The 26,936-nt window shown below is 58.4% G+C and carries 25 protein-coding genes and 1 pseudogene; 7 read left to right on the top strand and 19 right to left on the bottom strand.

All coding sequences use genetic code 11. The features are described 5' to 3' along the window. Nucleotides 1–76: 76 nt before the first annotated feature. The 5 genes from ABLV64_RS04455 to ABLV64_RS04435 all read right to left on the bottom strand — a co-directional run bounded on the left by ABLV64_RS04455 (nt 77) and on the right by ABLV64_RS04435 (nt 5,141). The gene (locus ABLV64_RS04455) at nt 77–781 is read right to left on the bottom strand and encodes an ABC transporter ATP-binding protein (RefSeq protein ID WP_004885642.1); all 705 of its coding nucleotides are present in this window, start codon (nt 779–781) and stop codon (nt 77–79) included. Then, nucleotides 768–1,604: an ABC transporter ATP-binding protein gene (locus ABLV64_RS04450; RefSeq protein ID WP_032455688.1), complete on the bottom strand. Its 837-nt coding sequence runs from the start codon at nt 1,602–1,604 to the stop codon at nt 768–770. Before ABLV64_RS04450 ends, ABLV64_RS04455 begins: the two co-directional genes overlap by 14 nt. Further along, the gene (locus tag ABLV64_RS04445) at nt 1,597–2,430 is read right to left on the bottom strand and encodes an ABC transporter permease (RefSeq protein ID WP_004885647.1); all 834 of its coding nucleotides are present in this window, start codon (nt 2,428–2,430) and stop codon (nt 1,597–1,599) included. The genes ABLV64_RS04450 and ABLV64_RS04445 overlap by 8 nt, the downstream gene beginning before the upstream one ends. Next, nucleotides 2,430–3,452 carry an ABC transporter permease gene (locus ABLV64_RS04440; RefSeq protein ID WP_043521729.1) on the bottom strand — a complete coding sequence of 341 codons (1,023 nt, stop codon included), beginning with the start codon at nt 3,450–3,452 and terminating at the stop codon, nt 2,430–2,432. The genes ABLV64_RS04445 and ABLV64_RS04440 overlap by 1 nt, the downstream gene beginning before the upstream one ends. 120 nt (nt 3,453–3,572) lie before the next feature. Next, nucleotides 3,573–5,141, bottom strand: coding sequence for an ABC transporter substrate-binding protein (locus ABLV64_RS04435; protein WP_117263412.1), 1,569 nt, complete (start codon nt 5,139–5,141; stop codon nt 3,573–3,575). A gap of 205 nt (nt 5,142–5,346) precedes the next feature. On the opposite strand from ABLV64_RS04435, the gene ABLV64_RS04430 reads away from it, so the two are divergent. Further along, nucleotides 5,347–6,042, top strand: coding sequence for a GNAT family protein (locus tag ABLV64_RS04430; protein ID WP_348843315.1), 696 nt, complete (start codon nt 5,347–5,349; stop codon nt 6,040–6,042). Nucleotides 6,043–6,095: 53 nt separating this feature from the next. On the opposite strand, the gene ABLV64_RS04425 is transcribed toward ABLV64_RS04430, so the two are convergent. From ABLV64_RS04425 to ABLV64_RS04415, 3 genes are all read right to left on the bottom strand, one after another. Continuing rightward, on the bottom strand, nt 6,096–6,314 hold the full coding sequence (locus ABLV64_RS04425) for a YgdI/YgdR family lipoprotein (RefSeq protein ID WP_004885657.1): 219 nt from the start codon (nt 6,312–6,314) through the stop codon (nt 6,096–6,098). A gap of 624 nt (nt 6,315–6,938) precedes the next feature. After that, nucleotides 6,939–7,739 (bottom strand): PhzF family phenazine biosynthesis protein, encoded by an 801-nt coding sequence (locus tag ABLV64_RS04420; protein WP_004885659.1) that lies wholly within the window; start codon nt 7,737–7,739, stop codon nt 6,939–6,941. After that, nucleotides 7,729–8,397, bottom strand: a complete 669-nt coding sequence (locus ABLV64_RS04415; RefSeq protein ID WP_004885662.1) for a PAS domain-containing protein — start codon at nt 8,395–8,397, stop codon at nt 7,729–7,731. Before ABLV64_RS04415 ends, ABLV64_RS04420 begins: the two co-directional genes overlap by 11 nt. Before the next feature lie 201 nt (nt 8,398–8,598). On the opposite strand from ABLV64_RS04415, the gene ABLV64_RS04410 reads away from it, so the two are divergent. Beyond that, a complete protein-coding gene (locus ABLV64_RS04410) occupies nt 8,599–8,955 on the top strand; it encodes a hypothetical protein (protein WP_085846396.1) in 357 nt (118 codons plus the stop codon). Nucleotides 8,956–9,018: 63 nt separating this feature from the next. Here the strand turns inward: ABLV64_RS04410 and betA are convergent, their stop codons facing one another. The 3 genes from betA to betI are packed head-to-tail and all read right to left on the bottom strand — an operon-like array spanning nt 9,019 to nt 12,770. Continuing rightward, entirely contained in the window at nt 9,019–10,683 is a 1,665-nt protein-coding gene (gene betA / locus ABLV64_RS04405; RefSeq protein ID WP_004885666.1) for a choline dehydrogenase, read from the bottom strand. Nucleotides 10,684–10,696: 13 nt separating this feature from the next. Further along, nucleotides 10,697–12,169 (bottom strand): betaine-aldehyde dehydrogenase, encoded by a 1,473-nt coding sequence (gene betB, locus ABLV64_RS04400; protein ID WP_004885669.1) that lies wholly within the window; start codon nt 12,167–12,169, stop codon nt 10,697–10,699. Nucleotides 12,170–12,182: 13 nt separating this feature from the next. Further along, nucleotides 12,183–12,770, bottom strand: a complete 588-nt coding sequence (gene betI, locus ABLV64_RS04395) for a transcriptional regulator BetI (RefSeq protein WP_004885670.1) — start codon at nt 12,768–12,770, stop codon at nt 12,183–12,185. A gap of 128 nt (nt 12,771–12,898) precedes the next feature. Here betI and betT point away from each other — a divergent pair, with 128 nt between their 5' ends. Continuing rightward, on the top strand, nt 12,899–14,932 hold the full coding sequence (gene betT, locus ABLV64_RS04390) for a choline BCCT transporter BetT (RefSeq protein ID WP_004885674.1): 2,034 nt from the start codon (nt 12,899–12,901) through the stop codon (nt 14,930–14,932). 45 nt (nt 14,933–14,977) lie between these two features. Here the strand turns inward: betT and ivy are convergent, their stop codons facing one another. Continuing rightward, on the bottom strand, nt 14,978–15,424 hold the full coding sequence (gene ivy / locus ABLV64_RS04385; protein ID WP_017899040.1) for an Ivy family C-type lysozyme inhibitor: 447 nt from the start codon (nt 15,422–15,424) through the stop codon (nt 14,978–14,980). A 225-nt stretch (nt 15,425–15,649) separates the two neighbouring features. On the opposite strand from ivy, the pseudogene ABLV64_RS04380 reads away from it, so the two are divergent. Both ABLV64_RS04380 and ABLV64_RS04375 read left to right on the top strand, forming a co-directional pair. Beyond that, nucleotides 15,650–16,070: pseudogene (locus ABLV64_RS04380) on the top strand (hypothetical protein). Beyond that, entirely contained in the window at nt 15,971–16,906 is a 936-nt protein-coding gene (locus ABLV64_RS04375; RefSeq protein ID WP_276418254.1) for a mechanosensitive ion channel domain-containing protein, read from the top strand. The pseudogene ABLV64_RS04380 and the gene ABLV64_RS04375 overlap by 100 nt, the downstream one beginning before the upstream one ends. Here the strand turns inward: ABLV64_RS04375 and ABLV64_RS04370 are convergent. Then, nucleotides 16,903–17,796, bottom strand: coding sequence for a LysR substrate-binding domain-containing protein (locus ABLV64_RS04370; RefSeq protein ID WP_004885684.1), 894 nt, complete (start codon nt 17,794–17,796; stop codon nt 16,903–16,905). The two genes, ABLV64_RS04375 and ABLV64_RS04370, sit on opposite strands and share 4 nt — an antisense overlap. A gap of 253 nt (nt 17,797–18,049) precedes the next feature. On the opposite strand from ABLV64_RS04370, the gene ABLV64_RS04365 reads away from it, so the two are divergent. After that, nucleotides 18,050–18,655, top strand: a complete 606-nt coding sequence (locus ABLV64_RS04365) for a glutathione S-transferase (RefSeq protein WP_023319931.1) — start codon at nt 18,050–18,052, stop codon at nt 18,653–18,655. A 62-nt stretch (nt 18,656–18,717) separates the two neighbouring features. Here the strand turns inward: ABLV64_RS04365 and ABLV64_RS04360 are convergent, their stop codons facing one another. Genes ABLV64_RS04360 through ABLV64_RS04345 form a run of 4 tightly spaced genes read right to left on the bottom strand, consistent with a single transcriptional unit; the run spans nt 18,718 to nt 23,458 of the window. Further along, entirely contained in the window at nt 18,718–20,217 is a 1,500-nt protein-coding gene (locus ABLV64_RS04360; protein WP_004885691.1) for an FGGY-family carbohydrate kinase, read from the bottom strand. A 14-nt stretch (nt 20,218–20,231) separates the two neighbouring features. Further along, nucleotides 20,232–21,650: an L-fucose/L-arabinose isomerase family protein gene (locus ABLV64_RS04355; RefSeq protein ID WP_004885694.1), complete on the bottom strand. Its 1,419-nt coding sequence runs from the start codon at nt 21,648–21,650 to the stop codon at nt 20,232–20,234. Nucleotides 21,651–21,684: 34 nt separating this feature from the next. After that, nucleotides 21,685–22,635 carry a transketolase C-terminal domain-containing protein gene (locus tag ABLV64_RS04350; protein WP_348843316.1) on the bottom strand — a complete coding sequence of 317 codons (951 nt, stop codon included), beginning with the start codon at nt 22,633–22,635 and terminating at the stop codon, nt 21,685–21,687. Continuing rightward, nucleotides 22,628–23,458 (bottom strand): transketolase, encoded by an 831-nt coding sequence (locus ABLV64_RS04345; RefSeq protein WP_004885699.1) that lies wholly within the window; start codon nt 23,456–23,458, stop codon nt 22,628–22,630. Before ABLV64_RS04345 ends, ABLV64_RS04350 begins: the two co-directional genes overlap by 8 nt. A gap of 311 nt (nt 23,459–23,769) precedes the next feature. Here ABLV64_RS04345 and ABLV64_RS04340 point away from each other — a divergent pair, with 311 nt between their 5' ends. Then, nucleotides 23,770–24,720: a sugar-binding transcriptional regulator gene (locus ABLV64_RS04340; protein ID WP_004885703.1), complete on the top strand. Its 951-nt coding sequence runs from the start codon at nt 23,770–23,772 to the stop codon at nt 24,718–24,720. On the opposite strand, the gene ABLV64_RS04335 is transcribed toward ABLV64_RS04340, so the two are convergent. Together ABLV64_RS04335 and ABLV64_RS04330 are read right to left on the bottom strand one after the other, a co-directional pair. Next, nucleotides 24,710–25,693, bottom strand: a complete 984-nt coding sequence (locus ABLV64_RS04335) for an Rpn family recombination-promoting nuclease/putative transposase (protein WP_004885705.1) — start codon at nt 25,691–25,693, stop codon at nt 24,710–24,712. The two genes, ABLV64_RS04340 and ABLV64_RS04335, sit on opposite strands and share 11 nt — an antisense overlap. Before the next feature lie 153 nt (nt 25,694–25,846). Continuing rightward, the gene (locus ABLV64_RS04330; RefSeq protein ID WP_004885708.1) at nt 25,847–26,935 is read right to left on the bottom strand and encodes an ABC transporter permease; all 1,089 of its coding nucleotides are present in this window, start codon (nt 26,933–26,935) and stop codon (nt 25,847–25,849) included. Nucleotide 26,936: the final 1 nt, after the last annotated feature.

The following is a 26,936-nucleotide window of genomic DNA, read 5'->3' as shown; positions in this document are numbered from 1 at the left end:
TTAACGGCAGGTCGCACGAATCGTAGGTCGGGTAAGCGAAGCGCCACCCGACAAAACAACCGCGCATCCGCTGCCTTCACCTCATTCGGTGTTCTCCGTTGACCAGCGCGTCGCGATCGAAAAAGCGCTGGATCACGCCCTCCGCCATAAACGCTGCCCGATCGGACATATGGGCGATGACGTCGGCATCATGGCTGACCAGCAGATAGGTCATGCCGTGCTCCTGTTTCAGGCGGTTTAGCAGATTGAGGATTTCCGCCTGTACCGACATATCCAGTGCCGAGGTCGGCTCATCCAGCAGCAGGAGCTGCGGGCGCAGCAGCAGGGCGCGGGCAATGGCCACGCGCTGCCGTTGACCGCCGGAGAGCTGATGCGGATAGCGGCGCGCGGCGTCGGCGGCCAGACCCACCTGCTCAAGGGCGGTGGTCACCCGCGAGGCAACGTCGCGGATGCCGTGGATCTGCAGCGGCTCCGCCAGGGTGCGCCACAGGGTATGGTTGGGATGCAGCGAAGCATACGGATCCTGAAATACCATCTGCACGTTGCGCCGCAGCTCGCCCTGAAAGCGGGCGCCCGGCGTAATGGCCTGGCCGAGCAGATCCACGCTGCCGCGCCATTCGCGCTGTAATCCGGCGAGCACGCGCAAAATCGTCGATTTACCGCAGCCCGAGGCGCCGATCAGGCTGAAGGTTTCCCCGGCGTCGACACGGAAACTGGCGGCGGAGACCGCCGTCTTCGCGCCGAATGTTACCTGTAAATCCTGAAGATTAACGATCGCCATGGGCCGTCTCCGTAAAGTCCTGAGTTCTGTCGAGGGTCGGCAGCATCTGGCCGTAAGTATGCGCATTCGGCCGGCAGGTCCACAGGGTGCGGGTATAAGGGTGCGTCGCCGTCGGTAGCGCCCGCGCTGGCATCTCGTCGACCTGTCTCCCCTGGTACATCACCAGCACGCGATCGCAATGCGCGGCCACTAACGGCAGATCGTGGCTGATCAGTAACATGGCCATCTGCCGCTGCGCGCACTGCTCCACCAGCAGCTCGAGGATCTGGTTGCGCAGGCGGGCGTCAAGGGCCGAGGTCGGCTCGTCGGCTATCAGCACCTTCGGGTTATTGAGCAGCGCGAGGGCGATCATTACCCGCTGCCCCATCCCGCCGGAGAGTTCGCCGGGATAGCGGCTGAGGACCGGGAGATCCAGACCGACGGCGGCGATAGCGTCTTTGACCGCCTCGGCGCGCCCGCGGCGGCTGAGACGCTGATGCAGGATTAACGCCTCTTCCAGTTGCGTCTGAATGGACTGCACCGGATTCAGCGCATAGCGCGGGTCCTGCAGCACCATAGCGATATCGTTGCCGCGCAGCTCGCGCCAGCCGCGGGCGCTAAGGGTCAGCACATCACGCCCCAGCACCTCCAGCCGTTCGGCGCTCACTATCCCGGGCTTGCGCACCAGGCCCATCAGCGCCCGGGCGGTCATGGATTTGCCGGAGCCGGATTCGCCCACCAGCGCCAGCCGCTCGTTGCCGAGGGTGAAGCTGACGTTGTCCACCACCCGGGCGGTGGGGTAGTCGACAGCGAGTCCCTGCACGGTCAGTCGGATGTCAGTCATGTTGCGGCTCCAGAATATCGCGCAGGCCATCGCCCAGCAGGTTAAACGCCAGGCTGGCGAGCAGGATTGCCGCGCCGGGGATGGCAGCGATCCACCACTGGTCGAAAATCACCTGCATCCCGTCGGCAATCATCGCTCCCCACTCCGCCATCGGCGGGCGAGCGCCAAGGCCGAGAAAGCCGAGCCCGGCGGCGGCGAGAATAATACCCGCCAGATCGAGCGCCAGCCGGACTATCGCCGAAGGCAGACACAGCGGCAGAATATGGCCGACCAGCAGCCGCCCGCCGCGGATGCCCAGCATCTCCGCCGCGGCGAGATAGTCGCTATGGCGCAGGCGCTGAATTTCACTGCGCGCCTGACGGGCATAGGCCGGCCAGGTAGTCAGGGCTAACGCCAGCGCGCCGTTGACCAGCCCCGGGCCGAGCATCGCCACGAACGCGAAGGCGAGGATCAACCGCGGCATCGACATCACCACGTCGGTAAACCGCATTAGTATTCGCTCCAGCCACCCGCCATAGTAGCCGGAGAGGATACCCACCAGCAGCCCGACGGGCAGGGTAATGGCGGTTACCAGCGCCACCAGACCCAGCGCCGGACGTGCGCCGTAGAGCAGGCGCGACAGCAGGTCACGGCCGTAGCTGTCGGTGCCGAGCCAGTGCCCCGCGCCAGGTCCCTGCAGACGGGCGGCGGCATCCTGCCAGTTGGGATCGTGCGGCGCCAGCCACGGGGCGAACAGCGCGGTCAGCACCAGCAGGATCACCAGGGCCAGGCCGCTGAAGGCGGCGGGTGATCGGCGCAGACGGCGTAAAAACAGATAAGTCGGCATCAGCGCACCCTCGGGTCGGTTAACCGCACCAGCAGGTCGGTCAGGTTATTGATCAGCACAAAACTCACGCCAATCAGCAGCGTGCCGCCCATGATCGCCGTGGTATCCCCGGCGAACAGCGCGGTGGTGAGGTAGCGGCCGATCCCCGGCCACGAGAAGACGGTTTCGGTGAGCACCGCCCCTTCGAGCATCGAGGTCCAGGCGAGGGCGGTCACCGTCAGCAGAGTGCCGCGGATATTGGGCAGGACGTGGCGCAGCAGAATTGTCATCTCACCAGCCCCTTTGGCCCGCGCCAGCAGAATGTACTCTTTGTTCATCTCGCTCAGGCAGGCGGAGCGGGTCAGGCGGGTGATACTCGCCAGCGAGTAATAGGCCAGCACCAGCACCGGCAGCAGCAGATGGCCGATGGCATTTTTAAACGCCGCCATATCGCCGGAGAGCCAGGTGTCGATCAGCGCAAAACCGCTGCGCGGCTCGACGGTGTACTGATAAATATCGTCGAGGCGACCTGGGCCCGGCGCCCACTGTAGCCGGGCGTAAAACAGGGCCAGCATCAGCAGGCCGAGCCAGAAAATGGGCACCGAGTTGCCCAACAGGGTAAAGGTGCGCACCGCCAAATCCCACGGCGAACCGGCGTAACGGGCGCACAGCACCCCGGCGACGATGCCCAGTACCGCGCCGACGATCAGCGCCAGGGTCGCCAGCTCAAGGGTTGCCGGAAAGACCGCCAGCAGGTCGTGAAGCACCGGCTGGCCGGTGGCGCTGGCGATGCCAAGATCGCCATGGGACAGGTTGACCAGGTAGTGCCAGAACTGGACCGGCAGCGGTTGGTCGAGACCCAACTGATGACGAACCTGGTCGTAAGTCGACTGACTGGCATGGTCGCCGACGATCTGCAGCACGCGGTCGACCGGCGACAGCGCGGAGAGCGCGAAGGTGACCAGCAGCAGCCCGAACAGCGTCAGCAGCAGGGTAAACAGCCCCTGCAGCAGGCGGGTAAGATGAGTGGAAAACGATGGCATGGAAAATGGAAATTCCTGGTATATCAACATGGTTCCCGGCGGCGCGACGCACACCGGACCCGGGTGGCGAAACGGTCATCCGGGCAGGGCGAGGCCGCCATGCCCGGTGACATAACCCGCTTACTTGGTGACGTTATCGTACCAGACCATATCGGCGTTCAGCCCCTGCTGATAGCCCTTCACGTTGTCGCGCACCACGATCTGGGTTTTCCCCTGGTCAATAAAGACGTATGGCGAATGCTGCAGCAGGGTTTCCTGCATCGTTTTGTACAGGTCGAGGCGTTTCGCCGGGTCCGGCTCCGCCACCGCGGCGAGGGTGGCTTTATTCAGCTCAGGGATCTGCCAGCCGTTGAGCCCGGCCACGGTGCTGGATTTACCATCGTTCCATGCAAAGGCGCTGGCGTTGGAATGGGCATCAAAGTAGTCCGGGATCCACAGGCGGATCGCCGCCTGATGCTGCTTCGCGCGCACCCGGGCATAGACCTGGCTGCCGGCGGCGGGTAGCAGATCCACCTTCACCCCACCCTGGGCAAAGCTGGCCTGCAGCGACTGGGCGATGGTGATGAACGGCGGTTTGTTCTCCACGTCGAGGGTGAAGTGGGCATCCTTAATGCCCGCTTTATCGAGGATAGCCTTAGCTTTTTGCGGGTTGAAGGTGAAAGGATTGGTCTCCAGCGCCCCCGGCAGTCCGGCCGGCAGGAAGCTTTGATGAATAAAGTACTGTCCTTTCAGCAGATTTTTGGTGATGCCTTCATAATCGACCAGCCAGCGCGCCCCCTCCCAGAAGGCCGGATTATTCAGCAGCGGGTTGGCGCTGTTGGCGGTATTAAACACCAGGTAGTTTTGCTCGGCGGACGGGATGCTCAGCACCTTCACGCCGGGTTTATCCTGCAGGGCGGCTATCTGGTCAGCGCCGAGGTCGCGGGCCACGTCGGCATCCCCCTGCTGGATCAGCAGGCGGCGGGAAGCCGGGTCGGGGACGTTTTTAATAATAATGCTTTTGATCTTTGGCGCGCCGGTGGGGGAACTGGCGTTGGCCTCCAGCACGATGGCCTGATGCGGCTGGTAGACGCGCATTTTATAGGCCCCGCTGCCCGCCGAGTGCATCTTCAGCCAGTCGTTGCCGAAGTCGTTATTTTTCGCGTTCGGTGCCACCTGTTTTTCATCAACGATGGAGGCGATGGGGGTGGAGAGAATATTCAGCGCCACCGCCGGGCTGACGTCGGCGGTCCAGTGCAGCGTCAGGGTATGATCGTCAACTTTTTTCAGCTGGCTGGCGATGTTGTCCGGCTGCCAGCCGAGCACGTTGAGAATAAACGCTGGCGATTTATTCAGCGTCACCGCGCGGGTGTATGAGAAAATCACATCTTCCGGGCGCAGCGGATTACCGGAGGCGAATTTGGCATCCGGCTTCAGTTTAATGGTCAGGGTTTTCGCCGCCGGATCGGCCTGCCAGCTTTCGGCGAGAATCGGTACGATTTTTTCAGGGTTGTTGCGGTCCGGCTGCACCAGACGCTGGTAGAGGCTGGGGACCGTCTGAATGCTGGAGAGTTCGTTCGCTTCCGCCGGGTCGAGGCTGACGATATCGTCGAGACCCTGGGCGACTACCAGCGTGTTGGGCGGCGTGGCGGCATGCGCGGCGGTGGAGAGCGCCGTCAGTACCAGTAAAGGCAACAGTTTTTTGGTCATGTGCAATCCCTGAAAAATGGTTATTTTAATTTTTTATGCCTCGCTACGTTAGGCCGCTTGCGAAAAGGCGTAAAGTCAAAATAAGGATATCCTTATGCTAAAAACGCATAATCAAGAACGACAGGTTATTGCCGGTCGCGCAGAAGCGCCTTTCTCCGCTGCGGGCTTCTTGCTATAACGCATTGTCTATTGCGAGGAGGTGGGTGTGCCGGAAATCAATGAGTTTGGCCAGCAGGTGAACGACCTTGTCCCAGGCTGGCAGGGGGCGCGAGTCCTGCGACGGACGGCGTTAAATGGCCGTTTTTGTCGACTGGAGCCGCTGGACGTTGACCGTCATGCGGCGGATCTGTTTGCCGCCTATGCGCTCGGTGACAACAGCGACTGGACGTGGCTGGCGTCTACGCGGCCGGAGAGCGTGGCGGCGACCGCCCACTGGATCGCGGGCAAGGTGAATGATGATGCCCTGGTGCCGTATGCGGTGGTTGACCTGCGCAGCGAGCAGGCGGTGGGCATCGTCAGCTATATGGCGTTCGAACGGGAAATGGGCACGGTTGAGATCGGCCATGTCACCTGGTCGCGACGGATGAAAAACACCCCGCTGGGTACCGAAGCGGTCTGGCTGCTGCTGAAGAACGGCTTTGACCATGGCTATCGTCGGCTGGAGTGGAAATGCGATTCGATGAATGTCGCCTCGCGCCGCGCCGCCGAACGGCTGGGCTTTAGCTGGGAAGGACGTCTGCGGCAGAGGCTGGTGCGTAAAGGGCGGACGCGCGACAGCGATATGCTGTCCATCATCGACGGCGAGTGGCCTGCGCGCGATGCGGCGCTGCGGGCGTGGCTGGCGGCGGAAAACTTTACTGCCGACGGGCAGCAGATCAAACGCCTGGAGGCGTTTCGCTAACTCTGCAAAGTGAATGGGCAGAGCGCATCACGCCAGCTCTGCCCATACAAAGGCTATTTCTCGATCATCTGAATAATTTGATCCCGGTTAATGGCATGTTCATTTCCCGCGATATCCTCATAGGTGATTAACCCAGTATCGTCATCGACCTCCGGTTTTCCGTGGGTGATAATCATCTCACCATTTTTTTTCTCTAATACATAATCGCTGGAACACCCCGCAACGGTGAACGTTAATAATGCCAAACCGAATACTGCAACGAACTTTTTCATTGTGCTACCTGTTGTAAGAAAGCCACGGTGGGCCGCAGAATATGACAGACTAACCAGTTATCGAAAGTGGGTCATAATTAACACCGAATAAAGTATTAACATGGCGACTAACGTAATAACCACAATACGACGCTCAAGGGGCGTGGCCTTTTTCTTAGATTCATCATCTGGTTTTGTTAACATAATATTCTCTCTGTTAGCCCTGTCAGTGCTCCCGATTCCGACACCGGCAGAGGTGAGTTCTCGGCAATATTGTCGGGATGAACGACTTGCTAGTTGTTATTTAATACCCAGAGTTAAAGTAACGATTCCAGTGATAACCATTCAAAGACCCGTTCAGGCATTTTTGGCTAACACAACATTAAAAATCTCATTTTTATGGCTGAAGCTGGCTATGCCTGCCGCAGACTCTGTTGCGCAGGCAGCACGCTTATTATCTTTTCGCACGTAACGGATAAAAAATGCCTGTTGTTATCAATGCTCCGGGGCTGGAAACGGCAAACCCCGGATGACGTTATTGAATGATTCTCACCAAAATATTAAAGAGGCCTATTTAATATGATGAGAATCACAATTCGCCATTAAGCTAATATAATTTTGCAAATAAGCTATAGATTCGTCGGTTTACAAAATAAAGGTACCTTCAATAACCAGACAGGCTTCGCCTGAGAGTTCAACACGTCCGTTATCTTTGATGTGGCAGAAGAGTTCTCCCTTACGGTTGCCACCTTGCTGGGCATGAAGCGTTTTTTTCGCCAGTTTCTCACTCCACAGCGGCGCCAGAAAAGTATGTGCCGAACCGGTGACCGGATCTTCGTTGACTCCCACCTGCGGACCGAACCAGCGAGAACGAAAATCGAAGGTCCGTGATGCGGCGGTGACCACCACGCCACGGGTGTTGAAGGCATTCAAGGCGTTAAAGTCGGGTTTAAGCGCGTCCAACAGCGCTTCGTCATCAATGACGACAATAATATCGGAGGCTTGCCAGGTTTCACCTGCGTCTTCAGCCAGTCCCAGCGCCTTGAACAATCCTTGCGGCGCGGCGATGGGTGACGGAACAACCAGCGGAAAATCCAGGGTATATTTTCCGTCATGCAACGTGACGTCCAGCGCGCCGCTGCGGGTGAAAAAACGCACCCGATCGCGCGCTTGTTGATTGAGCAGCACGCTGGCCGCAGCCAGCGTGGCATGACCGCAGAGATCGACCTCGACGGCTGGGGTAAACCATCGCAATCCGAAACCGTCAGGCTGCCTGACAACAAAGGCCGTTTCCGACAGGTTGTTTTCCGTCGCAATGCGCTGCAGCACGCTATCTTCAGGCCACGCCTCCAGCAAACAAACCGCGGCGGGATTGCCGGTAAAGGGGCCTTTTGAGAAAGCATCGACCTGATAAAAGCGAATGCGCTGCTGTGAATTATTTTTCATTCATCACCTCAAGGTCATTATAAACCGTATATCGTGTTACCCCCAGGGCCTGAGCCGCCTGCTGCACGCCCCCGCGCATTTTAAAAATACCTTTCGTATGCATTTCAGCGACAATTTTCAAACGCTGCGCTTTTTGTATTTTTTTACCCGGCACTGAATATTTATCAATGATTTCCTGGATTGACTGATCGATCAATCCGCCTAAATTAAGATCGACCGCCTCTGCGGCCTCCGCCGGCGATGGCAGCAGCGCGTCAAGGCTCTTGCGTATTTGCTCAAAAGGCGAGGGGTCGACATTAATACAGAAGGCGATAAGCGGATATCCCTCTTCGCTGTAATAAATTGTCGATGCGCTATTGAGCGTTTTCCCTGAAGCGGTGACGGTTTTATAATCGCTTATGGTTCTCGGCTTGTTGTTATTCGTCTTCTGCAGAAGCAGCGCAAAACCGGTATCTTTTTCCGGGCCGGCTAATAAATGATCGCCATTACCCCTGCCGCTAACATGACCGTTAATAATTTTGATAATGGAATGTTCAGGGGTAGTGAGATTATGCAACACCACCTCCTGATTCGCTGATAACGTTCCCGCCATGGCGTCCATGGCTGCTTCAAGCGGCCCGGCGATCTGTGCAACCTGCTGTGTGTACTCTGATGTCATGGATGATCCTCTGCTGGAATCGTGGTCAGGAAGCGACCCCGGAACGCCATTTTACCATGGGAGATTCGCTGACAGGATTAAGTTATACGCACAATGTTTAATTATCAACAAAAAGTTGAATTTTTAGTGCTGGCAGCGTAAATTCCGCTGCGCAAAGCGTCAGCGCTCATGTCGGGTGCGTCTTTATGTTATGGAAATATAATGAGAATTTTTGGCTTGATAGTCATTGCCGTTCTGCTGGTGGCCTGCGGAGTCATTCACCCCTTCGGCGACAAAACCATCTATCAGACTTATTCGGTATCCGATCGGCTGGGGCTGCACTGGCGCTATGACTGCATACGCAGCGCCCTAAAGCCGCAAGGCTATGAGGTTGAGCGCATCATCCCCGAGCAGAATGCACCAAACTTCTTTGATATTTCGCAGCACGGCACACGAGTCGCCCAGATCGATATGTATCAGGTGGCTGGGGCGAGGACGATAAGTATCACCCTGATATCCGGTGCAAAACAGGTGAATGCTGCTGTTGATAGCATTATTCAGCCGTGCCTTGAGCGCTAAGGGATGCTGGAAAGGTGAGGAGTGTCCTTTCCGCACGGGAAAGGACAAGCGTGGCCTAAACGGTTAGCGGCGAACCGGCGCGTCGCCAGCGACATAATACGCCGCGGTGCTACGCGGCAGCGGCTGGCGGCCGCGAATGGCGTCAGCCATCTTCTCGCCGATCATAATGGTGGTGGCGTTCAGGTTGCCGGTGATGATCTGCGGCATAATCGACGCATCGACCACCCGCACGCCTTCCAGACCGTGGACCCGGCCTTCGCCGTCGACCACCGCCATCTCGTCGTAACCCATCTTACAGGTCCCGCATGGGTGGAATGCGGTCTCGGCGTGGTTGCGCACAAACTCATCCAGCTCGGCATCGCTCTGGCAGTCAATACCCGGGCTGATTTCGCGGCCGCGATACTTATCCAGCGCCGGCTGGTTCATGATCTCCCGGGTGATGCGAATGGCGTCGCGGAACTCCTGCCAGTCCTGCTCATGGGACATATAGTTAAACAGGATCGCCGGGTGGGCGTGCGGGTCGCGCGACTTCAGGCGCACGTGGCCGCGGCTGGGAGAACGCATCGAACCGACGTGGCACTGGAAGCCATGCTCTTTTACCGCATTCGAGCCATTGTAGTTAATCGCCACCGGCAGGAAGTGGTACTGAATGTTCGGCCAGGCGAACTCGGCGCGGCTGCGGATAAAACCGCCCGCTTCGAACTGGTTACTGGCGCCGATCCCGGTGCCGCCGAACAGCCACTCGGCGCCGATCTTCGGCTGGTTCCACCACTGCAGCGCCGGGTAGAGCGACACCGGCTCTTTGCATTCATATTGCAGATACATCTCCAGATGGTCCTGCAGGTTCTCACCCACGCCGGGCAGATCGTGCACCACCGGGATATCGAACTGCCTGAGCAGCTCGGGATTGCCGACGCCAGAGCGCTGCAGGATCTGCGGCGAGGCAATCGCCCCGGCGCACAGCAGTACCTCTTTGTTGGCCGTCGCTTTTGACGGGATAGTGCTTTCCCCCTCCAGCCACTCGACGCCCACCGCGCGCTTGCCGGCAAAAATAATATGATCGGTCAGCGCATGGGTGCGGATGGTCAGGTTGGGGCGACCGCGCGCCTGGTCGAGATAGCCGCGGGCGGTGCTGGCGCGACGGCCCTGCGGCGTCACGGTGCGGTCCATCGGACCAAAGCCTTCCTGTTGGTAACCGTTGAGATCGTCGGTGCGCGGATAACCCGCCTGCACCCCGGCTTCAACCATCGCCTCGAAGAGCGGATTATTGCCCGGCTTCGGCGTGGTGACGCTCACCGGGCCATCGCCACCGTGGTAGTCGTTGGGCCCGATATCACGGGTTTCCGCTTTCCGGTAGTAGGGCAGGCAGTCGAGATAGCTCCAGTGTTCCAGCCCTGGCGCGGCGGCCCAGTTATCGAGGTCCAGGGCGTTGCCGCGTATGTAGCACATGCCGTTGATCAGCGACGAGCCGCCGAGCCCTTTGCCGCGTCCGCACTCCATGCGGCGATTGTTCATGTACGGCTCAGGTTCGGTCTCGTAGGCCCAGTTGTAGCGCTTGCCCTGCAGCGGATAAGCCAGCGCGGCGGGCATCTGGGTGCGGAAATCGAACCGGTAGTCCGGGCCGCCGGCTTCCAGCAGCAGGACGGTGGTGTTTGGATCTTCAGTCAGTCGTGTCGCCAGAACGTTGCCGGCGGAGCCGGCGCCAATAATGATGTAGTCAAATTGCAAAAAAACCTCCCGGTTAAAATATGGACTGGAATTTACCCATCTCAACCTGGATGGACTTCACCTGGGTGTAACTCTGCAGGGTCATCACGCCGTTCTCGCGGCCAATGCCGGAGTGCTTATAGCCGCCGACCGGCATCTCCGCCGGGGATTCCCCCCAGGTGTTGATCCAGCAGATACCCGCTTCGAGCTGATGAATGGCGCTGTGGGCGCGGTTCAGGTCGGCCGTGACGATACCCGCCGCCAGACCGTAGTCGGTATCGTTGGCGCGGCGGATCGCTTCTTCATCGGTGTCATAGGTGAGGATGGACATCACCGGGCCGAAGATCTCCTCGCGCACGATGGTCATCTCATCGCTGCAGTCGGTAAACACGGTCGGGGCCACCCACGCGCCGTTGTCAAAGCCTTCGCCCTTCAGCACGTCGCCGCCGCACAGCAGGTTCGCGCCTTCTGCTTTGCCTTTGGCGATGTAGCGCAGCACATTGTCACGGTGCGGGAAGCTGACCAGCGGGCCAAAGTTGGTGCGTTCATCGAACAGATCGCCCGCACGGATGCGGCCCACGCGCTCAACGATTTTCTGCTCAAACGCCGCCTTAACCTTCGCGGGGACGAACACCCGGGTGCCGTTGGTGCACACCTGGCCGGAGCTGAAGAAGTTGGCCATCATGGCGATGTCGGCGGCGAGATCGAGATCCGCATCGTCGAAAATAATCAGCGGCGATTTACCGCCCAGCTCCATGGTGACCTCTTTCAGCGACGAGCCCGCCGCGTTGGCCATCACCTTTTTGCCGCTGGCGACACCGCCGGTAAAGGAGACTTTAGCGATACCCGGATGCTCGGTCAGGTACTGGCCGGTCTCCGCGCCCACACCCGGCAGGACGTTAAACACGCCGTCCGGCAGACCCGCTTCGGTATAGATTTCGGCAAGTTTCAGGGCGGTGAGCGGGGTCACTTCGCTCGGCTTGAAGATCATCGCATTGCCGGCGGCCAGCGCCGGGGCGGATTTCCACAGGGCGATCTGGATCGGGTAGTTCCATGCGCCAATCCCGGCCACCACACCCAGCGGTTCGCGGCGGGTGTAGACGAACGACGTCTCGCGCAGGGGGATCTGACTGCCTTCCAGCGCCGGGATCAGCCCCGCGTAATACTCCAGCACGTCCGCGCCGGTGACGATATCCACGGTTGAGGTTTCGGAATACGCTTTACCGGTGTCGAGGGTTTCCAGCTTTGCCAGCTCGTCGTTCCGTTCGCGCAGGATATCGACGGCGCGACGCAGGATGCGCGAGCGTTCCATGGCGGTCATCGCCGCCCAGATTTTTTGCCCGCGCCGCGCGCTCTCGACGGCGCGGTCGACATCCTCGCGTCCGGCAGCCTGTACGCTTGCCAGGACTTCACCGTTGGCCGGGTTAATGGTCTCGAAGGTGCGACCGCTGGTGGCGGATGTATAACCACCATGGATATAAAGCTGCTGTTCTGCCATTCGGGACATAAATTCTCCTCGGTTATTCGGTCGGTAAATGCTGGCTGATGAAGTGGCTGGTCAGCGACTGCGCCAGCGTCTTATCCAGCGGTTTGCCGCTCAGGGCGGCGCGCAGCCACAGGCCGTCTATCAGCGCCGCCAGCCCGTAGCCGGCCTCCTGGGCCTGCTGGCGCGGCAGCTCCCGGCGGAACTCGTACACCAGGTTCGACAGCAGGCGGCGGCTGCTCACCTGCTGCAGGCGGTAGAGCATCGGCTGGTGCATGCTGCTGGCCCAGAAGGCCAGCCAGGCCTTCATCGCCGCGCTGCTGATCTGCGTCTCATCAAAGTTGCCGCCGACTATCGCCTGCAGGCGCTCTCTGGCGCTGCCGTCCGGCAGAGCGTGCAGACGGTTGAGCACCGCGTCGCGTAGCTGGCTGGTGATGTCGCGCATGGTCGCCTCCAGCAGACCATTTTTGTCTTTGAAATAGTGACTGATGATCCCCGTCGACACGCCCGCCCGCCGGGCGATCTGCGCGATGGTCGCGTCGTGCATTCCGACTTCATTTATTGCGTCCAGCGTGGCGTCGATCAGTTGCCTGCGCCGGATTGGCTGCATCCCCAGTTTGGGCATTTTTGCCACTCCATTCATCAGCGTTGGTTAACTATTAAAGCGGTTTTTGATTGGACGTTCAATATAAAATGTGTCTTAATTGTTACGTGATTGAATTTTAATAGTTACAAAAACAGTGGGGATACTGGATGACAGATCTTTCGCAAAACAGAGAAAAGGACAAAATCAATCCGGTGGTTTTTTACACCTCTGCCGGACTGATTTTGTTGTTTTCCCTGATGACGATCTTTTTTCGCGATTTTTCTGCCGAGTGGATTGGGCGCACCCTGGGCTGGGTGTCGAAAACCTTCGGCTGGTACTATCTGCTGGCGGCGACGCTGTATATCGTCTTCGTCGTCTGCATTGCCTGCTCGCGCTTCGGATCGGTGAAGCTTGGGCCGGAGCAGTCCAAGCCCGAGTTCAGCTTGCTGAGCTGGGCGGCGATGCTGTTCGCCGCCGGGATCGGCATCGACCTGATGTTCTTCTCCGTGGCCGAGCCGGTGACGCAATACATGCAGCCGCCGGAAGGGGCGGGGCAGACCATCGAGGCGGCGCGCCAGGCGATGGTGTGGACCCTGTTTCACTATGGCTTAACCGGCTGGTCGATGTATGCCCTGATGGGCATGGCGCTGGGATACTTTAGCTATCGTTATAATTTGCCGCTGACCATCCGCTCGGCGCTGTACCCGATTTTCGGCAAACGGATCAATGGGCCCATCGGCCACAGCGTCGATATCGCGGCGGTGATCGGCACCATCTTCGGCATCGCCACTACCCTCGGCATTGGCGTGGTGCAGCTCAACTACGGTCTGAGCGTGCTGTTCGATATTCCGGACTCGCTGGCGGCGAAAGCGGCCCTGATTGCGCTGTCGGTGATCATCGCCACCATCTCGGTCACCTCCGGGGTGGACAAGGGCATCCGCGTGCTCTCTGAACTGAACGTCGCCCTCGCGCTGGGGCTGATCCTGTTCGTGCTGTTCATGGGCGATACCTCCTTCCTGCTCAATGCGTTAGTGCTCAACGTCGGCGACTACGTCAACCGCTTTATGGGCATGACGTTGAACAGCTTCGCCTTCGACCGCCCGGTAGAGTGGATGAACAACTGGACGCTCTTTTTCTGGGCGTGGTGGGTGGCCTGGTCGCCGTTCGTTGGCCTGTTCCTGGCGCGCATTTCGCGCGGGCGCACCATCCGCCAGTTTGTGATGGGCACCCTGATCATTCCGTTCACCTTTACCCTGCTGTGGCTGTCGGTGTTCGGCAACAGCGCGCTGTATGAGATCATCCACGGCGACGCGGCCTTTGCCGAGGAGGCGATGCTCCACCCGGAGCGCGGCTTCTACAGCCTGCTGGCGCAGTATCCGGCGTTTACCTTTAGCGCCTCGGTGGCGACCATTACCGGTCTGCTGTTCTACGTCACCTCCGCCGACTCCGGCGCGCTGGTGCTGGGGAATTTCACCTCGAAGCTGAAGGACATTAACAGCGACGCCCCGAACTGGCTGCGCATCTTCTGGTCGGTAGCTATCGGCCTGCTAACCCTCGGGATGCTGATGACCAACGGCATCTCGGCGCTGCAGAACACCACGGTGATCATGGGGCTGCCGTTCAGCTTTGTGATTTTCTTCGTGATGGCCGGACTGTATAAATCCCTGAAAGTGGAAGATTACCGCCGGGTCAGCGCCAGCCGCGACACCGCCCCGCGCCCGATGGGCTTGCAGGACCGGCTGAGCTGGAAGAAGCGCCTGTCGCGGCTGATGAATTACCCGGGCACACGCTATACCAAACAGATGATGGAGACGGTGTGCTACCCGGCGATGGAGGAAGTGGCCCAGGAGCTGCGGCTGCGCGGCGCCGCGGTGGAACTGAAGAGCCTGCCGCCGGAAGAGGGGGAGAACCTTGGCCACCTCGACCTGCTGGTGCACATGGGCGACGAGCAGAACTTTATCTACAAGATCTGGCCGCAGCAGTACTCGGTGCCGGGCTTTACCTATCGGGCGCGCAGCGGGAAATCCACCTATTACCGGCTGGAGACCTTCCTGCTGGAGGGCAGCCAGGGTAACGACCTGATGGACTACAGCAAAGAGCAGGTGATCACCGATATTCTCGACCAGTACGAGCGGCACCTGAACTTTATCCATTTGCACAGGGAAGCGCCGGGGAACAGCGTGATGTTCCCGGATGGCTAGCCAGGGAGCCCCCGTCGGCGAAAGACTGACGGGGGCGACGGGCGGTTACTGGTAGTTAAAGGCGTCCGGATGGTTGTCGAGGCTACCGCTGAGGGCGGCAAACAGCACGGTTTTGCCATCGATGGACAGGGCGTCGCTGACGTTAAGCCAGGTCAGCTTCTCCTGGTCGGTTTTTTCATCGACCACCGAGTAAACACCTGACATCTGTTTGCTTTTCTCCGACCAGATCACCGCGATACGCTCGTGGCCGCAGTCGTGGGGTTTGCAGGCGCTTAACACCTGCCAGGATTCGCTGCCCAGCTTCACCGTCTGCGCCGGCGAACCGGTGCCGCCGGTGGTCACCCAGGCGGGCAGCTGATGGCCTTTGACCATCTGGTTAAACGACGCCCGGGTGGCGCTATCGTGGGCCAGACTGTTCAGCGTGACGTCGCCTTGCGCCATAACGCTGGCGGAGGCGGCTAAGGCGATAATAGCGGTAAGCGTTTTAAACATGTTTCCTCCTGGACTTATTCCGTCCTGATAACAAGCCTCTTTATAGTGAGCGTAGATAATGATTAATGCAAACTTTGACATATATCTCGTGAATGATTAGCGGCGGTGCGCGCATGGACGTTACGCTAAGCGATATGCCATGATGCGGATTGATTAACTTTTTCCAATATATGCCCTTGTGATAAAGCAGTTAGCGAAATGGCATAGTTATTCAGGCGATAAAGCATGGCGTATGTGAATCATCTACTGACGTTTATTGAGAGTAATCCGGCGCTGGCGGTGGGATTTAACCTTATTCTGCTGCTGCTCTCCGGCATATTTGCCCACCTTTTATGCAAGTTCTTGCTGATTAAAGTGGTGCGTAAGGTCTTCTTTGGTAGCCATAAACAGGACGTGCCGCTGGAGAAGGATCGACGCATCGCCGAAAAGCTGTCCAATTTCATTCCGGTTATTATCGTCTATTACGTTCTGCAGTTTATGCCGGCGATGCCGGCATCGCTGGTGACGGCGATTAATACCGTCTGCGGGATCTTGTTTTTTATTTTTATGTCGGTGTTTTTCAACGAGATGCTGGATATTGTTAACAGCTCTTATCTGCGAAAAACCAAACGTAAAAATCATTCCATTAAGGGCTATATCCAGATAGGCAAAATCTTAGTTCACATCCTGGCGGCGATTATGATCCTCGCCGTGATGTCGAATAAATCGCCGATTATTATTATCTCCAGTTTGGGGGCGGTGGCGGCGGTGCTGATGATCGTGTTCCAGCATACCCTGCTGTCGCTGGTGGCGAACGTTCAGCTGTCGTCCAACGACGTGCTCCAGCTGGGGGACTGGATTGAAATGCCTGACAAGAACCTCAGCGGCGAGGTGACGGATATCGCGCTGCACACCATTACCATCCGCAACTGGGACAATACCATCTCCCGTATTCCTACCAAGAATTTCCTCACCGAGACCTATACCAACTGGCAGGCGATGTTCTCCTCCGGGGCGCGGCGGATCATGCGCAGTATCGCCATCGATCAGCACTCGGTGCGTTTTCTCGACCAGGAGATGCTCTCCTCGATGCTGGCCATCCGCGGGGTGAATGAGCCTTTGACCACGTTGCTTGACGGCCGGGATCCCGGCGGCGTGGCGGACCGCTGGTTTGTCGATAACGGCCTGACCAACCTGACTCTGTTTCGCCACTACCTGATGCACTATCTTGCCGAGCGGCCGGATATTATTAAGGAGATGTACATTGTGGCGAGAACGCTGAAACCGTCGCCGTCGGGTATCCCACTGGAGATTTACTGCTTCACCTCCTCGACGCTGTGGAAAGACTACGAAAACACCCAGTCGGCGATATTTGAGTACATTACCGCGGTGGCCGGGCAGTTCTCCCTGCGACTTTATCAGTATCCTGCCGGGCACGATTTCTGGCGTCTCTCCCAGGAGCACGCCGCCCGGGCTGGCCTGCCGCCGTCGGCCGAAGGCTAAGCGCTGATCTGCTGGCGCCAGAGGGCAATCTCCTCTTCCAGCCAGGCGATGAACCGGGCGATTTCCGGCCGGTTCTCTGCCTGCGGGGAGACGGTCAGCCAGTAGTGCCAGGGGTAGGGGACGGTGACGGCGGTGAGCTGCACCAGCTCGCCGCGGGCTATGGCTCCCGCCACCAGCGAGCGCCGCTCCAGCGCCACGCCGGCCCCCAGGCGAACCGCCTCCAGCACCAGGTTGGAGTCGTTCAGGCGCAGGCCCGCGGGGACGATGGTCTTTTCCAGCCCCGCCTGGCTGCACCAGGCGTGCCACGACTCCATGGAAAAAACGATATCGCTGGCGGCGATCGCCTGCGGGGTGGTCGGCAGGTCGCCGCCGCGATAGTGCGGCGCGGCCACCACCAGCTGTTCATCGGCAAACAGATGCCGGCTTTCCATCCCCTCCCAGTCGCCTTGCCCCATGCGAATGGCCAGATCGATACCCTCCTGCTGCAGGTTGACTACCGCCAGACTGGTCAGCAGGCGCACCGCGATCTGCGGATGTCGCGCCTGAAAGCGCGCCAGCCGCGGCAGCAGCCAGTGGCAGCCAAAGGAGGGGAGGGTCGCCAGGGTCAGTTCCATGGTGCGGGGTTTGATCTGCACCATCCGCGTGGCGTCGGCGATGTGCTGTAACGCCTCGCGGATTTGCAGGGCATAGAGCCGCCCCTCTTCCGTAATGCGCACCCCGCGGCCGTGGCGGACAAACAGTGAGACGCCGACCAGGGCTTCCAGCTGTTTGATGTGCTGGCTGACCGCCGAATGGGTCACGCTCATTTCGTGGGCGGCCTGCGTCACGCTGCCGAGGCGCGCCACCGCCTCAAAGCTGCGCAGGCTGGCGACAGGGGGAAAATCTGCCATGGTGATCTCTCAGTCAGTGAGTCGATACGTTAACGTTACTACCGGGTTAGCGGGTTTTATAGCCGCTACGAACAGGCTGTCGAGGGGATGCAGGCTGTCTCAGTCGGTATAGCACAGGGGAGACCGGCGGACTACCCCGTGGCGCCAGTTTGTTAGTTTTCCTAACCATTGCGGTAAGCATCCCCTGATATTCGCGGGGCGGGTTTTCCAGTAAGGTAAGCCAGCAACCCCTTTATCGCAGGCAGGAGTGACGATGAAACTCATTGGTATGATGGATTCACCTTATGTAAGACGCGTGGCAGTTTCTCTGGCGCTCTATGGCGTGGAATTCGAGAGCCTGCCGCTATCGGTTTTTAGCGGCTTTGACGAATTCTCCCGTATTAATCCGGTGGTCAAGGCACCGACGGTGATTCTTGATAACGGGACGCAGCTGATGGACTCCACGCTGATCCTCCATTATTTCGAAACGGCCAACCCCGCCGGGCGTCGGCTGCTTCCCGCTCATCCCGAGGCGCTGGCCCACGACCTGCACCTGCTGGGGGTGATCCTCGCCGCCAGTGAAAAAGCGGTCCAGCATGTTTATGAGCACCGTCTGCGGCCGGAAGAGAAGCAGCATCAGCCGTGGATAGCCCGGGTGACCGGCCAGCTGCTCGCCGCCTGTCGGGAATGGGACGCCCGGCTGGCAGACCGCGCTGTCGCCGCGCATCCGGACCAGGTGATGGTCACCAGCACGGTGGTCTGGTCCTTTATCCAGTTGATGATCCCGGCGGTGGTGCCGGCAGCGGAATTTGCGCATATTCGCGCGCTGGCGCAGAAGGGGGAGGCGCTGCCGGCGTTTCAACAGTATCCTCTGGCTTAACGGCGGGGATGGCGCGTTGGATTGCAGCCGGACGAAGACGTTATCGCCCGGCTGGGTTGCGCTCAGCGTCTTGCCAGCGTCACCGCGTGTTGCCAGGACTGCCATCGCTGCACAAGCCGATGATGCCGGAGCGGGTCTGGCGCATAAGTGATGTGTTCTGGCAAAAAGGGCTGAAGCTCTGCCACCGTCAGCTTGTGCAACGCTTTACGCGCCAGCAGTGCCGCACCGGTCGCTGACAGCTCGGCCACATCGCTGCGCATCACCGGACAACCCAGCAGGTCGGCCTGGTACTGCATTAACCAGTCGTTTTTGGTGGGGCCCCCATCCACCAGCAGCGTGTTGAGCGTAAAGCCATGATGGGCACGCATCGCAGTGATTACATCGGCAATCTGGTAGGTAATAGACTCGAGCGCGGCACGAATGAGATGGGCACGCTTCACCCCCCGGCTTAACCCATGGATCAGTCCGCGGGCATTCTCGTCCCACCAGGGCGCCCCCATGCCGGTGAGGGCAGGTACAAAAAAGACGCCTAAGGTGGAGTCTACCGAGCGAGGCAGAGCATTCAGCGCCTGGGCCAGCTCAACGGGAGAGAGTTCGCTCAAGCCCGTACTGTCGGCCATCCACGCCACCGCATCGCCAGTATGGGGAATATTCCCCTCCAGTGCATAGACCAGCTTTTCTCCGTCGTGCCAGGCCACCGTGGTGGCGAGATTGCTGACGTGACACGCCACCGAATCGACGGGCGCCATCACCGAGGTTCCTGTACCGTAAGTAGCTTTAACGCAACCGGCGGCGCCCAGACCGTGGGCGAAAAGGGCGGCATGTGAATCGCCAATCATCGCCATTACCGGGATCCCATCAGGGAGGGTGGCTAAACCAGCGGTGTAACCAAAAAGGCCGCTCGATGGTTTTATCACCGGGAGTGCTGCACGCGGAATGCCAAACAGGGCGAGCATATCGGTATCCCAGTCCGCTGTTTGCAGATTCATGAGCTGCGTACGAGACGCGTTCGCGTAATCACAACAAAATTGCTGGCCTTGCGTCAGGTGCCAGAGTAGCCAGCTATCCACCGTACCGAGGCAAATCTCGCCATCTTTCGCCCGGTTGAGGCCATCCGGCGTGTGGTCCAACAGCCAGCGCATTTTCGAGGCGGAAAAGAGCGGGGCGATTGGCAGACCGGTTACCGCCTTGATCTGCGGCTCATGGCCTTGTTCACGCAGCGAGCGGCAAAATGTGGCGCTACGTGAACATTGCCAGCTCAGGGCGGGCGCTATGGCCTCGCCCGTTTCCCGATACCAGCCCACGACGGTTTCGCGCTGGTTGCTGATCGCCAGGGCCGCCACACGCTCCGCGCCAACAGCGGCCACTGTGCGAGAAATCACCTCCAGCGACGCGGCAAGCAGAAGCTCCGCTGACTGTTCTACCCATCCTTCCTGAGGCGTAGCGATCTCAAGCGCGCGGGAAAATTGCGCGATCACCCGCCCGTGGCTATCGAAGGCAACGGCTTTGGCATTGGTCGTGCCCTCATCGAGGGCAATAATAATATCCTTGTTTACCGACATAGCGGCCTCCGGCCTTACTGGTGGAGATAGGTCGACACGCCCAGGTATCGCGTAAACGCCTCGTGCAGAATTGAAGCACTGGCAGAATGGTTCATCGCGACATGGTGCTCAAAGCCGTTACGGCAGATCCACGACAGCAGATTTTCCAGGTGGGGAACCTGAATGACCGCCCGACAGCCTACCGTATCCAGGGGATCGTCAACCGATTGGCCTTCGCCGACGTAGGCCTTGATTTCGCCAGTCAGGTCGTCAGTGCTGAGGCGAAAATAGGTCAGCGCGCCGCTTTTCATGCGACCATGCACGGCACCGCAGGTGTTTTCTTTGCCGACGGTGGTGCCGATAATATCGGCCGTTCCCATGTGCGGCGACTCGAGACTGGCCGAGGCAAAGTTCCCGCAATGGAACAGCACACATTTATCGCGATCGTCGCCGAAGTTATTATTCCAGTCCGCGATCGAGGCGGGGCTCAGGTTGCTGCTGGCGAGCGCATACATGGAGAGCGCACCCATGACATCGACTTCACAGGCGCTTGGCATCAGTTGTCCGGACATCACGCTCATGATGGAGCAGACGTTAATCCCCAGATTTTCCTGTAGCGAGGTCCAGCACTGAATCGCGGTGGTGTCGATATCGTTGGCAACAATCCACTCGCTCAGGACCACAAACAGTTTTGCCATAGTGATCAGTTTATCTGCCGGAATACCGCTGGCGTCGGCATTATCGATCAGCAGGCGGCGCTTCTCATCCACACGAATATCGTCATCACGCAGGCACTTAATCCGGGTAAATACCTCGGATAGATCTAACGTTTCCACTGCGATGCCCAAACGTTCGAGCAGTTTTTCGCTGTAGCGCACGGTGTTAAAGCCCGCAGGACGGGCGCCAATCGCGCCAACGCGTACACCGCGCATACTGTTTACCACGCGACATATCTGCGTGAAGCGCCGCAGATCCTGCTCAAACACCTCGCCGCTAAGTGCGCAAACGTGCTGGGTGGTCAGCGTAAACGGGATACCGTACTGGCGCAGGTTGTTGCAAAGGGAAATTTTGCCGCAGAAGCTATCGCGGCGCGTCGACAACCCCATTTTATCCAGATTATCCTCTTCGGCCTGAATAAGCACCGGGACGTTGAGACCGGAGAGGCGCAGCGTCTCGGCGATGGCTTTTTCATCACCAAAGTTGGGTAACAGCACCACGACACCGTGAATGTTGTCGCGGTGGGTGCGGAACAGCTCGGCGCAAATTTTGGCATCCTGCCGGGTTTCCACGCCACCCAGTTCCGTCTGGGATGGATCAAGCATAATGGTGTTAATCCCAAGGCGGCTAAACAGGGCTACCGCCTGTTCGCGCGCTTCGGCGACCAGATAGCTGGGGAAAAATCCCCGATTGCCAATAATGACGCCCATGGTGAGTTGTTGAGGAATACGGGACATTGCGTTCTCTCCAGTAAGATGTTCTTGTTATTTTTCAGGATGCTTTTTTTGTGTGCAGCTTGCGGGCGTGCTTCGCCACCCCGGCGGCATCGATTTCATGGCGCGCGCGCGTGGCGGCGCGATCGGCGGCAATGGCGTATTTCCCGTCAGGGATACCTAAGCGTTTCAAAGGGATAGCGCACCCGGCCTCGGCCAGCACTTCCGCCACCAGACTCCCGACGCCGCCGTTGACGTTGTGTTCTTCCACCGTGATCGCGACCGGACAGGACTGTATTGCCTTTAGTAGCGCCTGGGTATCACAAGGACGAATAGATGGGACACTGATAACGGTGGCGTCAATACCTTCTGCAGCGAGTTGTGCGGCGGCTTCCACTATTTCATGTACCGTTGAGCCCATAGCAACCAACGCAACATCGCGCCCCGAACGCAGCACATCAATGTTGCCCGGAATAAACCGGTAATGTTCGTCATGCAGTTCCGGTAGCGCTTTACCATCGAGGCGGATATACACTGGCCCGATGTGGGCAAGGGCATAATCGATAATCTGTCGGCACTCGCCGGGACTGGACGGCGCGTAAATTTCAATATTGCCAAAACCGCGCAGAACGGCGATATCGTCAATGCTATGGTGAGTGCTGGCCAGCGGACCGTAGCTGGCGCCCGCGTTCAGCCCGAACAGTTTGACGTTGGTGTTGTTGTAGCAAACGTCGACCTTAATCTGCTCATTGGCACGTGAGATAAGGAATGGCGCCGCGTTGCAGGTCACGGCCACTTTACCCCCCAGCGCCAGGCCGGCGGCAGCGCCAACCAGCGTCTGCTCGGCGATGCCGACGTTGACCAGCCGGCCAGGGAATCTTTTGATAAATGGGGCAATTTTCGCCGTTGAGGTGGAGTCAGCCACTACTGGCACCAGATCCACGCCGCGGTCTACGGCATCAATAAAGGCATTCACCATCACCGTGGCGAGATGTTCGCTATTACTCATCTTTCAGTTCCTCCAGCGCCAGTTCAATTTCTTCTCCTTTCGGTACCCGGTGATGCCACTCGGGTCTTCCCTGAATAAATGAAATACCTGCGCCTTTGGTGGTATTGGCAATCACGACGTGTGGTTTCCCGTTCGGCTGCAAGCGCTCAAGGGTGGCGACCACCTCCGCCATATCGTTGCCGTTACACTGTGTGACCTCCATGCCGAAAGCGCGCCATTTTTCATCCAGCGGGTCGGTATTCATGATCTCTTTGGTCGCACCGGCCAGCTGCAGATTATTTTTGTCGTTGATAATAATAAGGTTATCCAGCTGGTAGTGGGCGGCGACCAGCGCGGCCTCCCAGTTGCTGCCCTCCGCCAGTTCGCCATCGCCGGTGACGACAAATACCCGACGCGGGTTGTTATCGCGTTTCGCTGCCAGCGCAATGCCTACCGCCACGGGCAGACCATGGCCCAATGCGCCGGTATTGAGCTCAATACCCGGCGTCTTGTGCTTCACCGGATGTCCAGGCAGATGCGAGTCGGCGTGTTGATAGGTTGCCAGCCAGTCAAGGGGGATAAAGCCTGCCTCGGCCAACACGCAGTAGTAACCGCCGACAGCGTGCCCCTTCGATTGAATATAAATATCGCGCTCGTCGCTCTTTTCTAGCGCAGGAGAGCAGTTAAGGATGCGAAAGTAGAGGGCGGTCAGAAGTTCGACTTGTGACAAATCTGCACCGGTGTGGCCGCCTGCCGGGCTTTCCGCATTTAAGACGATGATGCGGCGGCGGATGGCGCGTGCTTTTTGTTCTAACTCCTTAACGGAGAGTGAAAACGGATTCATAAAACACCTCTTGAAAGTAAATTCTTGTATGAATAAATATTCCAGCAGGGTAAAAAAACACTTTCCATCCTGACTACCTTTTATCGTCGACAAAACAAGGTATTAATAAGTGATTGAATATATATTCACTACTGATTTATTATTCACATAGGTAAGATATGCCCTGCGACGGGGTTTGTCCACGATTTGTACGGCCTATTTTCTAAAAAAGGAGAAAACGATCACATTTGGATCGTCGGGAAAAGGGCGCTGCGCTTGTTATCTATTCAATGATGCATAAAAATAACGAGCAGAAAACAGAGGGGAATGCCATGTCGAAGCAGGATGAACAGCGGTTGCTGGTGAAGATCGCCACGCTTTACTACAGCGAGAATAAAAAGCAGTCCGAGATCGCCTCGCTGCTGCATCTGTCCCAGTCTTTTGTTTCACGGGCGCTTACCCGCTGCCAGAAAGAGGGGCTGGTGAAAATTACCGTAGTCCAGCCGACAAACATTTTTGTCGATCTGGAAAAGGCGATTGAGGAGCGTTTTGGCATTCGACAAGCGATAGTCGTGGATGTGGGCGAGAATGCCAGTTACAGCCAGGTAAAGCATGCCATCGGCAGCGCGGCGGCGCACTATGTCGAAACGCGGCTGCGGCCGGAAGACCTCGTGGGTATCTCGTCCTGGAGCAGTACGATCCGCTGCATGGTGGATGAGATGCATCCGCAGAACATTCGCGCCGCCGGGGTGATTCAGCTGTTGGGCGGCGTCGGTCCCAACGGCAACGTGCAGGCTACCATTTTAACCCAGCAGCTGGCGGCGCATTTAGGCTGCCCGGCGTGGCTGTTGCCGTCGCAGAGTATTGAGCATTCCGTGGAGGAGCGCAGCCGTCTGGTAAACAGCCCGGACGTCGCGGCGGTGGTGGCGAAATTTGCCGAAGTGGATGTGGCCATCGTCGGTATTGGTGAACTGGAGCCTTCTCAGCTGCTGAAAAACTCCGGTAACTATTATAATGAAAGCATGCTCCAGCTGCTGGCGGAGCGCGGCGCGGTGGGGGATATCTGCCTGCATTACTATGATGCGGCGGGCAAACCGGTACTGAGCCAGGATGAGGATCCGGTGATCGGGATGGAGCTTGAGCAAATTCGTCGCTGTCCGCAGGTGATTGCGCTGGCCGGCGGCGTGGACAAAGAGAACGCCATCCGCGGCGCGTTGCAGGGCGACTATATTGATGTCCTGATCACCGACTTCCCGACCGCGCGCGCGTTAATTAAGGGCTAAGCGGGGGTGGAGACTGGCGTGCTTGGCGTGCCAGCGTCGCCAGTTCGTCCGCGCTGAGGCGAGTCATCCGCAACACGGTTTCAGTGTCCATACCGTTCTCTAACATCATCAGCGCGATGCGGCAGGCTTCGCGATGCTCACCCGCCTGTAAACCTTCCTGAAGCCCCTCTTGCTGGCCTTGCTGTAACCAGCGTTGTTTTCCCTCTTCGCGACCTTTCTGCTTCAGGTACTCGGCAATCGTCATCAGGGTATCCTCATATTGCGGCAGACGTTCGACCAACTGGTCGATAAAGTTATCCGGGTCGGCGCTATTACCATGCAGCGACATATAGGTAAATAACGTTTTGAACTGCTGGTGGTCAGTGTATCCCATCAGCACCACCTCCACCAACTGCTGGAGGATATGGCTAAGATCGCGTTGACGGATGTGTTTCTGGACCAGTTCCAGAAGCGCGATCCGCCGATGCTGTAATATGGCGTCGTCGGGAATATCGGTCACATCGACGAGCGGAAAGGCCCCGAGATAAAGCTGTTTTGCCGGTGAGTCAGGTGGAAACTCATCCAGCCAGCACAGTGAAAAGGGATAGGGAGAAATGCTGCCATGATAAAACAGCATGGGAATTACCAGCGGCAGCGCTTTATGGCCGCGATCAAGATGCTGTTGCATGGCCGCGAGGGCATAGCGCAGGAGTCTGAATGCCATATGGCTGTCCGGGGTGCTCTGATGCTCAATGACCACATAGATATAGCCCTCTCCCTTGCTGGTCTGCAGAGAGTAGAGAATATCGGAATAGCTGGCGCGCAGGTTGTCCTCAACAAAGCTCCCGGATTCCAGGTGCAGAGTGCTTAAGTCGTACAGTTGCCGCAGCGCGGGCGGCAGATGAATATCCAGAAAATCGCGTGCGGTTTCGCTGTCGCGCAGAAAGCGCTTAAACAGACTGTCGTGCGGGGTCGAGTGAGGACGTTTTTTCATGGCTTCCTTGCCTGGCAGAGCAGAGTGGCGGGATGCTACCACCGCTTGCTGTCGGGCAGGATTTTTCGATGAGGTTTTGCGAAGCGCCTCGGAGAAAGGCGCATCGTGAGTCAGTCTCGCCTCCTGTGGTCTGAGCCACAGGAGGTCTTGCGGTTACTTATTCTCCATGACCGCTTTCTGGGCGACCACCGCCGCCTTCTGCTGCATCCGGTTTTGCATCTGATCGATAATGACCGCCACAATAATCACGATCCCTTTGATGACCATCTGCCAGAACTCGCTCACCCCCATCATCACCAGCCCGTCGGCGAGAAAACCGATGACAAACGCACCAATCAGCGTACCCAGGATGGTTCCCCGGCCGCCGGCCAGTGATGTTCCGCCCAGTACGACGGCGGCGATAGCATTCATCTCAAAAGCGGTACCGTTAGCCGGATGGCTGGCCAGCAGCTGCGCGGAGACCACTATCCCGGCAATGGCGGCGCAAAAACCGGACAGCGTGTAGACCAGCACTTTAATTTGCTTCACTTTCACGCCGGAGAGCTCGGCGGCGCGCTCGTTGTCACCGATCGCGTAAACATGGCGGCCAAAGGGCAAACGCCGCGCGATATAGGCGATGATCAGCGCCAGCAGGATCATCAGCCAGATGGCCCACGGGATGCCAAAGAGCGCACCTGCGCCAATTTCATCGAAACCCGTGTTGCCCAGCTGCGGATTGCCCGCGAGCCCGGGGAAGGTTTGGCCATCAGAGGTCAGCATCGCGGCTCCGCGGAGCACATACATGGTACCGAGGGTGCAGATAAACGGCGCCACATTGTAGCGGGTAATGATCCAGCCATTAACGGCGCCAATCAGCGCGCCTATCAGCAGCACCAGGGGCACAATGACCCACACGCTTGGAAAAATGGCGATGCCGAACATCGGCAAGACGATCCCTTTGGTGATAAGCCAGCCGGCTATCATTCCGCAGAGACCGAGCGTAGCGCCAATCGAAAGGTCGATACCGGCAGTGATAATGACAAAGGTGATCCCCAACGCCAGAAAGGCGTTAATCGCAATGTGTTTAATCATAATCACCATGCTGCCAGCGGATAAAAAACCGGGCACGGTCATCGTGAAGAAGCCGACAATCAGGAACAGCGCGATAAAGGTGCGCAGTTTTAATAACAACAGCAGGATATTTTCACGGGAGAGAGAGGCTCCGCCGCGCGGCGCCAGTGCGACCGATTGTGTCATTTTCATC

It is taken from the genome of Klebsiella sp. JB_Kp031, assembly GCF_040064295.1.
GTDB classification, from domain to species: Bacteria; Pseudomonadota; Gammaproteobacteria; order Enterobacterales; family Enterobacteriaceae; genus Klebsiella; species Klebsiella quasipneumoniae.
Note: the sequence above shows the minus strand (reverse complement) of the source record. Positions and strands in the feature narration are given on the sequence as shown.

Coding starts and splice junctions, on each gene's coding strand:
- betT (WP_004885674.1), top strand. CDS start 12,899: ATGACAGATCTTTCGCAAAACAGAGAAAAGGACAAAATCAATCCGGTG.
- betI (WP_004885670.1), bottom strand. CDS start 12,770: ATGCCCAAACTGGGGATGCAGCCAATCCGGCGCAGGCAACTGATCGAC.
- ABLV64_RS04340 (WP_004885703.1), top strand. CDS start 23,770: ATGTCGAAGCAGGATGAACAGCGGTTGCTGGTGAAGATCGCCACGCTT.
- ABLV64_RS04360 (WP_004885691.1), bottom strand. CDS start 20,217: ATGTCGGTAAACAAGGATATTATTATTGCCCTCGATGAGGGCACGACC.
- ABLV64_RS04335 (WP_004885705.1), bottom strand. CDS start 25,693: ATGAAAAAACGTCCTCACTCGACCCCGCACGACAGTCTGTTTAAGCGC.
- ABLV64_RS04410 (WP_085846396.1), top strand. CDS start 8,599: ATGAGAATTTTTGGCTTGATAGTCATTGCCGTTCTGCTGGTGGCCTGC.
- betB (WP_004885669.1), bottom strand. CDS start 12,169: ATGTCCCGAATGGCAGAACAGCAGCTTTATATCCATGGTGGTTATACA.
- ABLV64_RS04455 (WP_004885642.1), bottom strand. CDS start 781: ATGGCGATCGTTAATCTTCAGGATTTACAGGTAACATTCGGCGCGAAG.
- ABLV64_RS04330 (WP_004885708.1), bottom strand. CDS start 26,935: ATGAAAATGACACAATCGGTCGCACTGGCGCCGCGCGGCGGAGCCTCT.
- ABLV64_RS04365 (WP_023319931.1), top strand. CDS start 18,050: ATGAAACTCATTGGTATGATGGATTCACCTTATGTAAGACGCGTGGCA.
- ABLV64_RS04425 (WP_004885657.1), bottom strand. CDS start 6,314: ATGAAAAAGTTCGTTGCAGTATTCGGTTTGGCATTATTAACGTTCACC.
- ivy (WP_017899040.1), bottom strand. CDS start 15,424: ATGTTTAAAACGCTTACCGCTATTATCGCCTTAGCCGCCTCCGCCAGC.
- ABLV64_RS04435 (WP_117263412.1), bottom strand. CDS start 5,141: ATGACCAAAAAACTGTTGCCTTTACTGGTACTGACGGCGCTCTCCACC.
- ABLV64_RS04345 (WP_004885699.1), bottom strand. CDS start 23,458: ATGAATCCGTTTTCACTCTCCGTTAAGGAGTTAGAACAAAAAGCACGC.
- ABLV64_RS04415 (WP_004885662.1), bottom strand. CDS start 8,397: ATGACATCAGAGTACACACAGCAGGTTGCACAGATCGCCGGGCCGCTT.
- ABLV64_RS04440 (WP_043521729.1), bottom strand. CDS start 3,452: ATGCCATCGTTTTCCACTCATCTTACCCGCCTGCTGCAGGGGCTGTTT.
- ABLV64_RS04445 (WP_004885647.1), bottom strand. CDS start 2,430: ATGCCGACTTATCTGTTTTTACGCCGTCTGCGCCGATCACCCGCCGCC.
- ABLV64_RS04450 (WP_032455688.1), bottom strand. CDS start 1,604: ATGACTGACATCCGACTGACCGTGCAGGGACTCGCTGTCGACTACCCC.
- ABLV64_RS04355 (WP_004885694.1), bottom strand. CDS start 21,650: ATGTCCCGTATTCCTCAACAACTCACCATGGGCGTCATTATTGGCAAT.
- ABLV64_RS04420 (WP_004885659.1), bottom strand. CDS start 7,739: ATGAAAAATAATTCACAGCAGCGCATTCGCTTTTATCAGGTCGATGCT.
- ABLV64_RS04370 (WP_004885684.1), bottom strand. CDS start 17,796: ATGGCAGATTTTCCCCCTGTCGCCAGCCTGCGCAGCTTTGAGGCGGTG.
- ABLV64_RS04375 (WP_276418254.1), top strand. CDS start 15,971: ATGTCGGTGTTTTTCAACGAGATGCTGGATATTGTTAACAGCTCTTAT.
- ABLV64_RS04350 (WP_348843316.1), bottom strand. CDS start 22,635: ATGAGTAATAGCGAACATCTCGCCACGGTGATGGTGAATGCCTTTATT.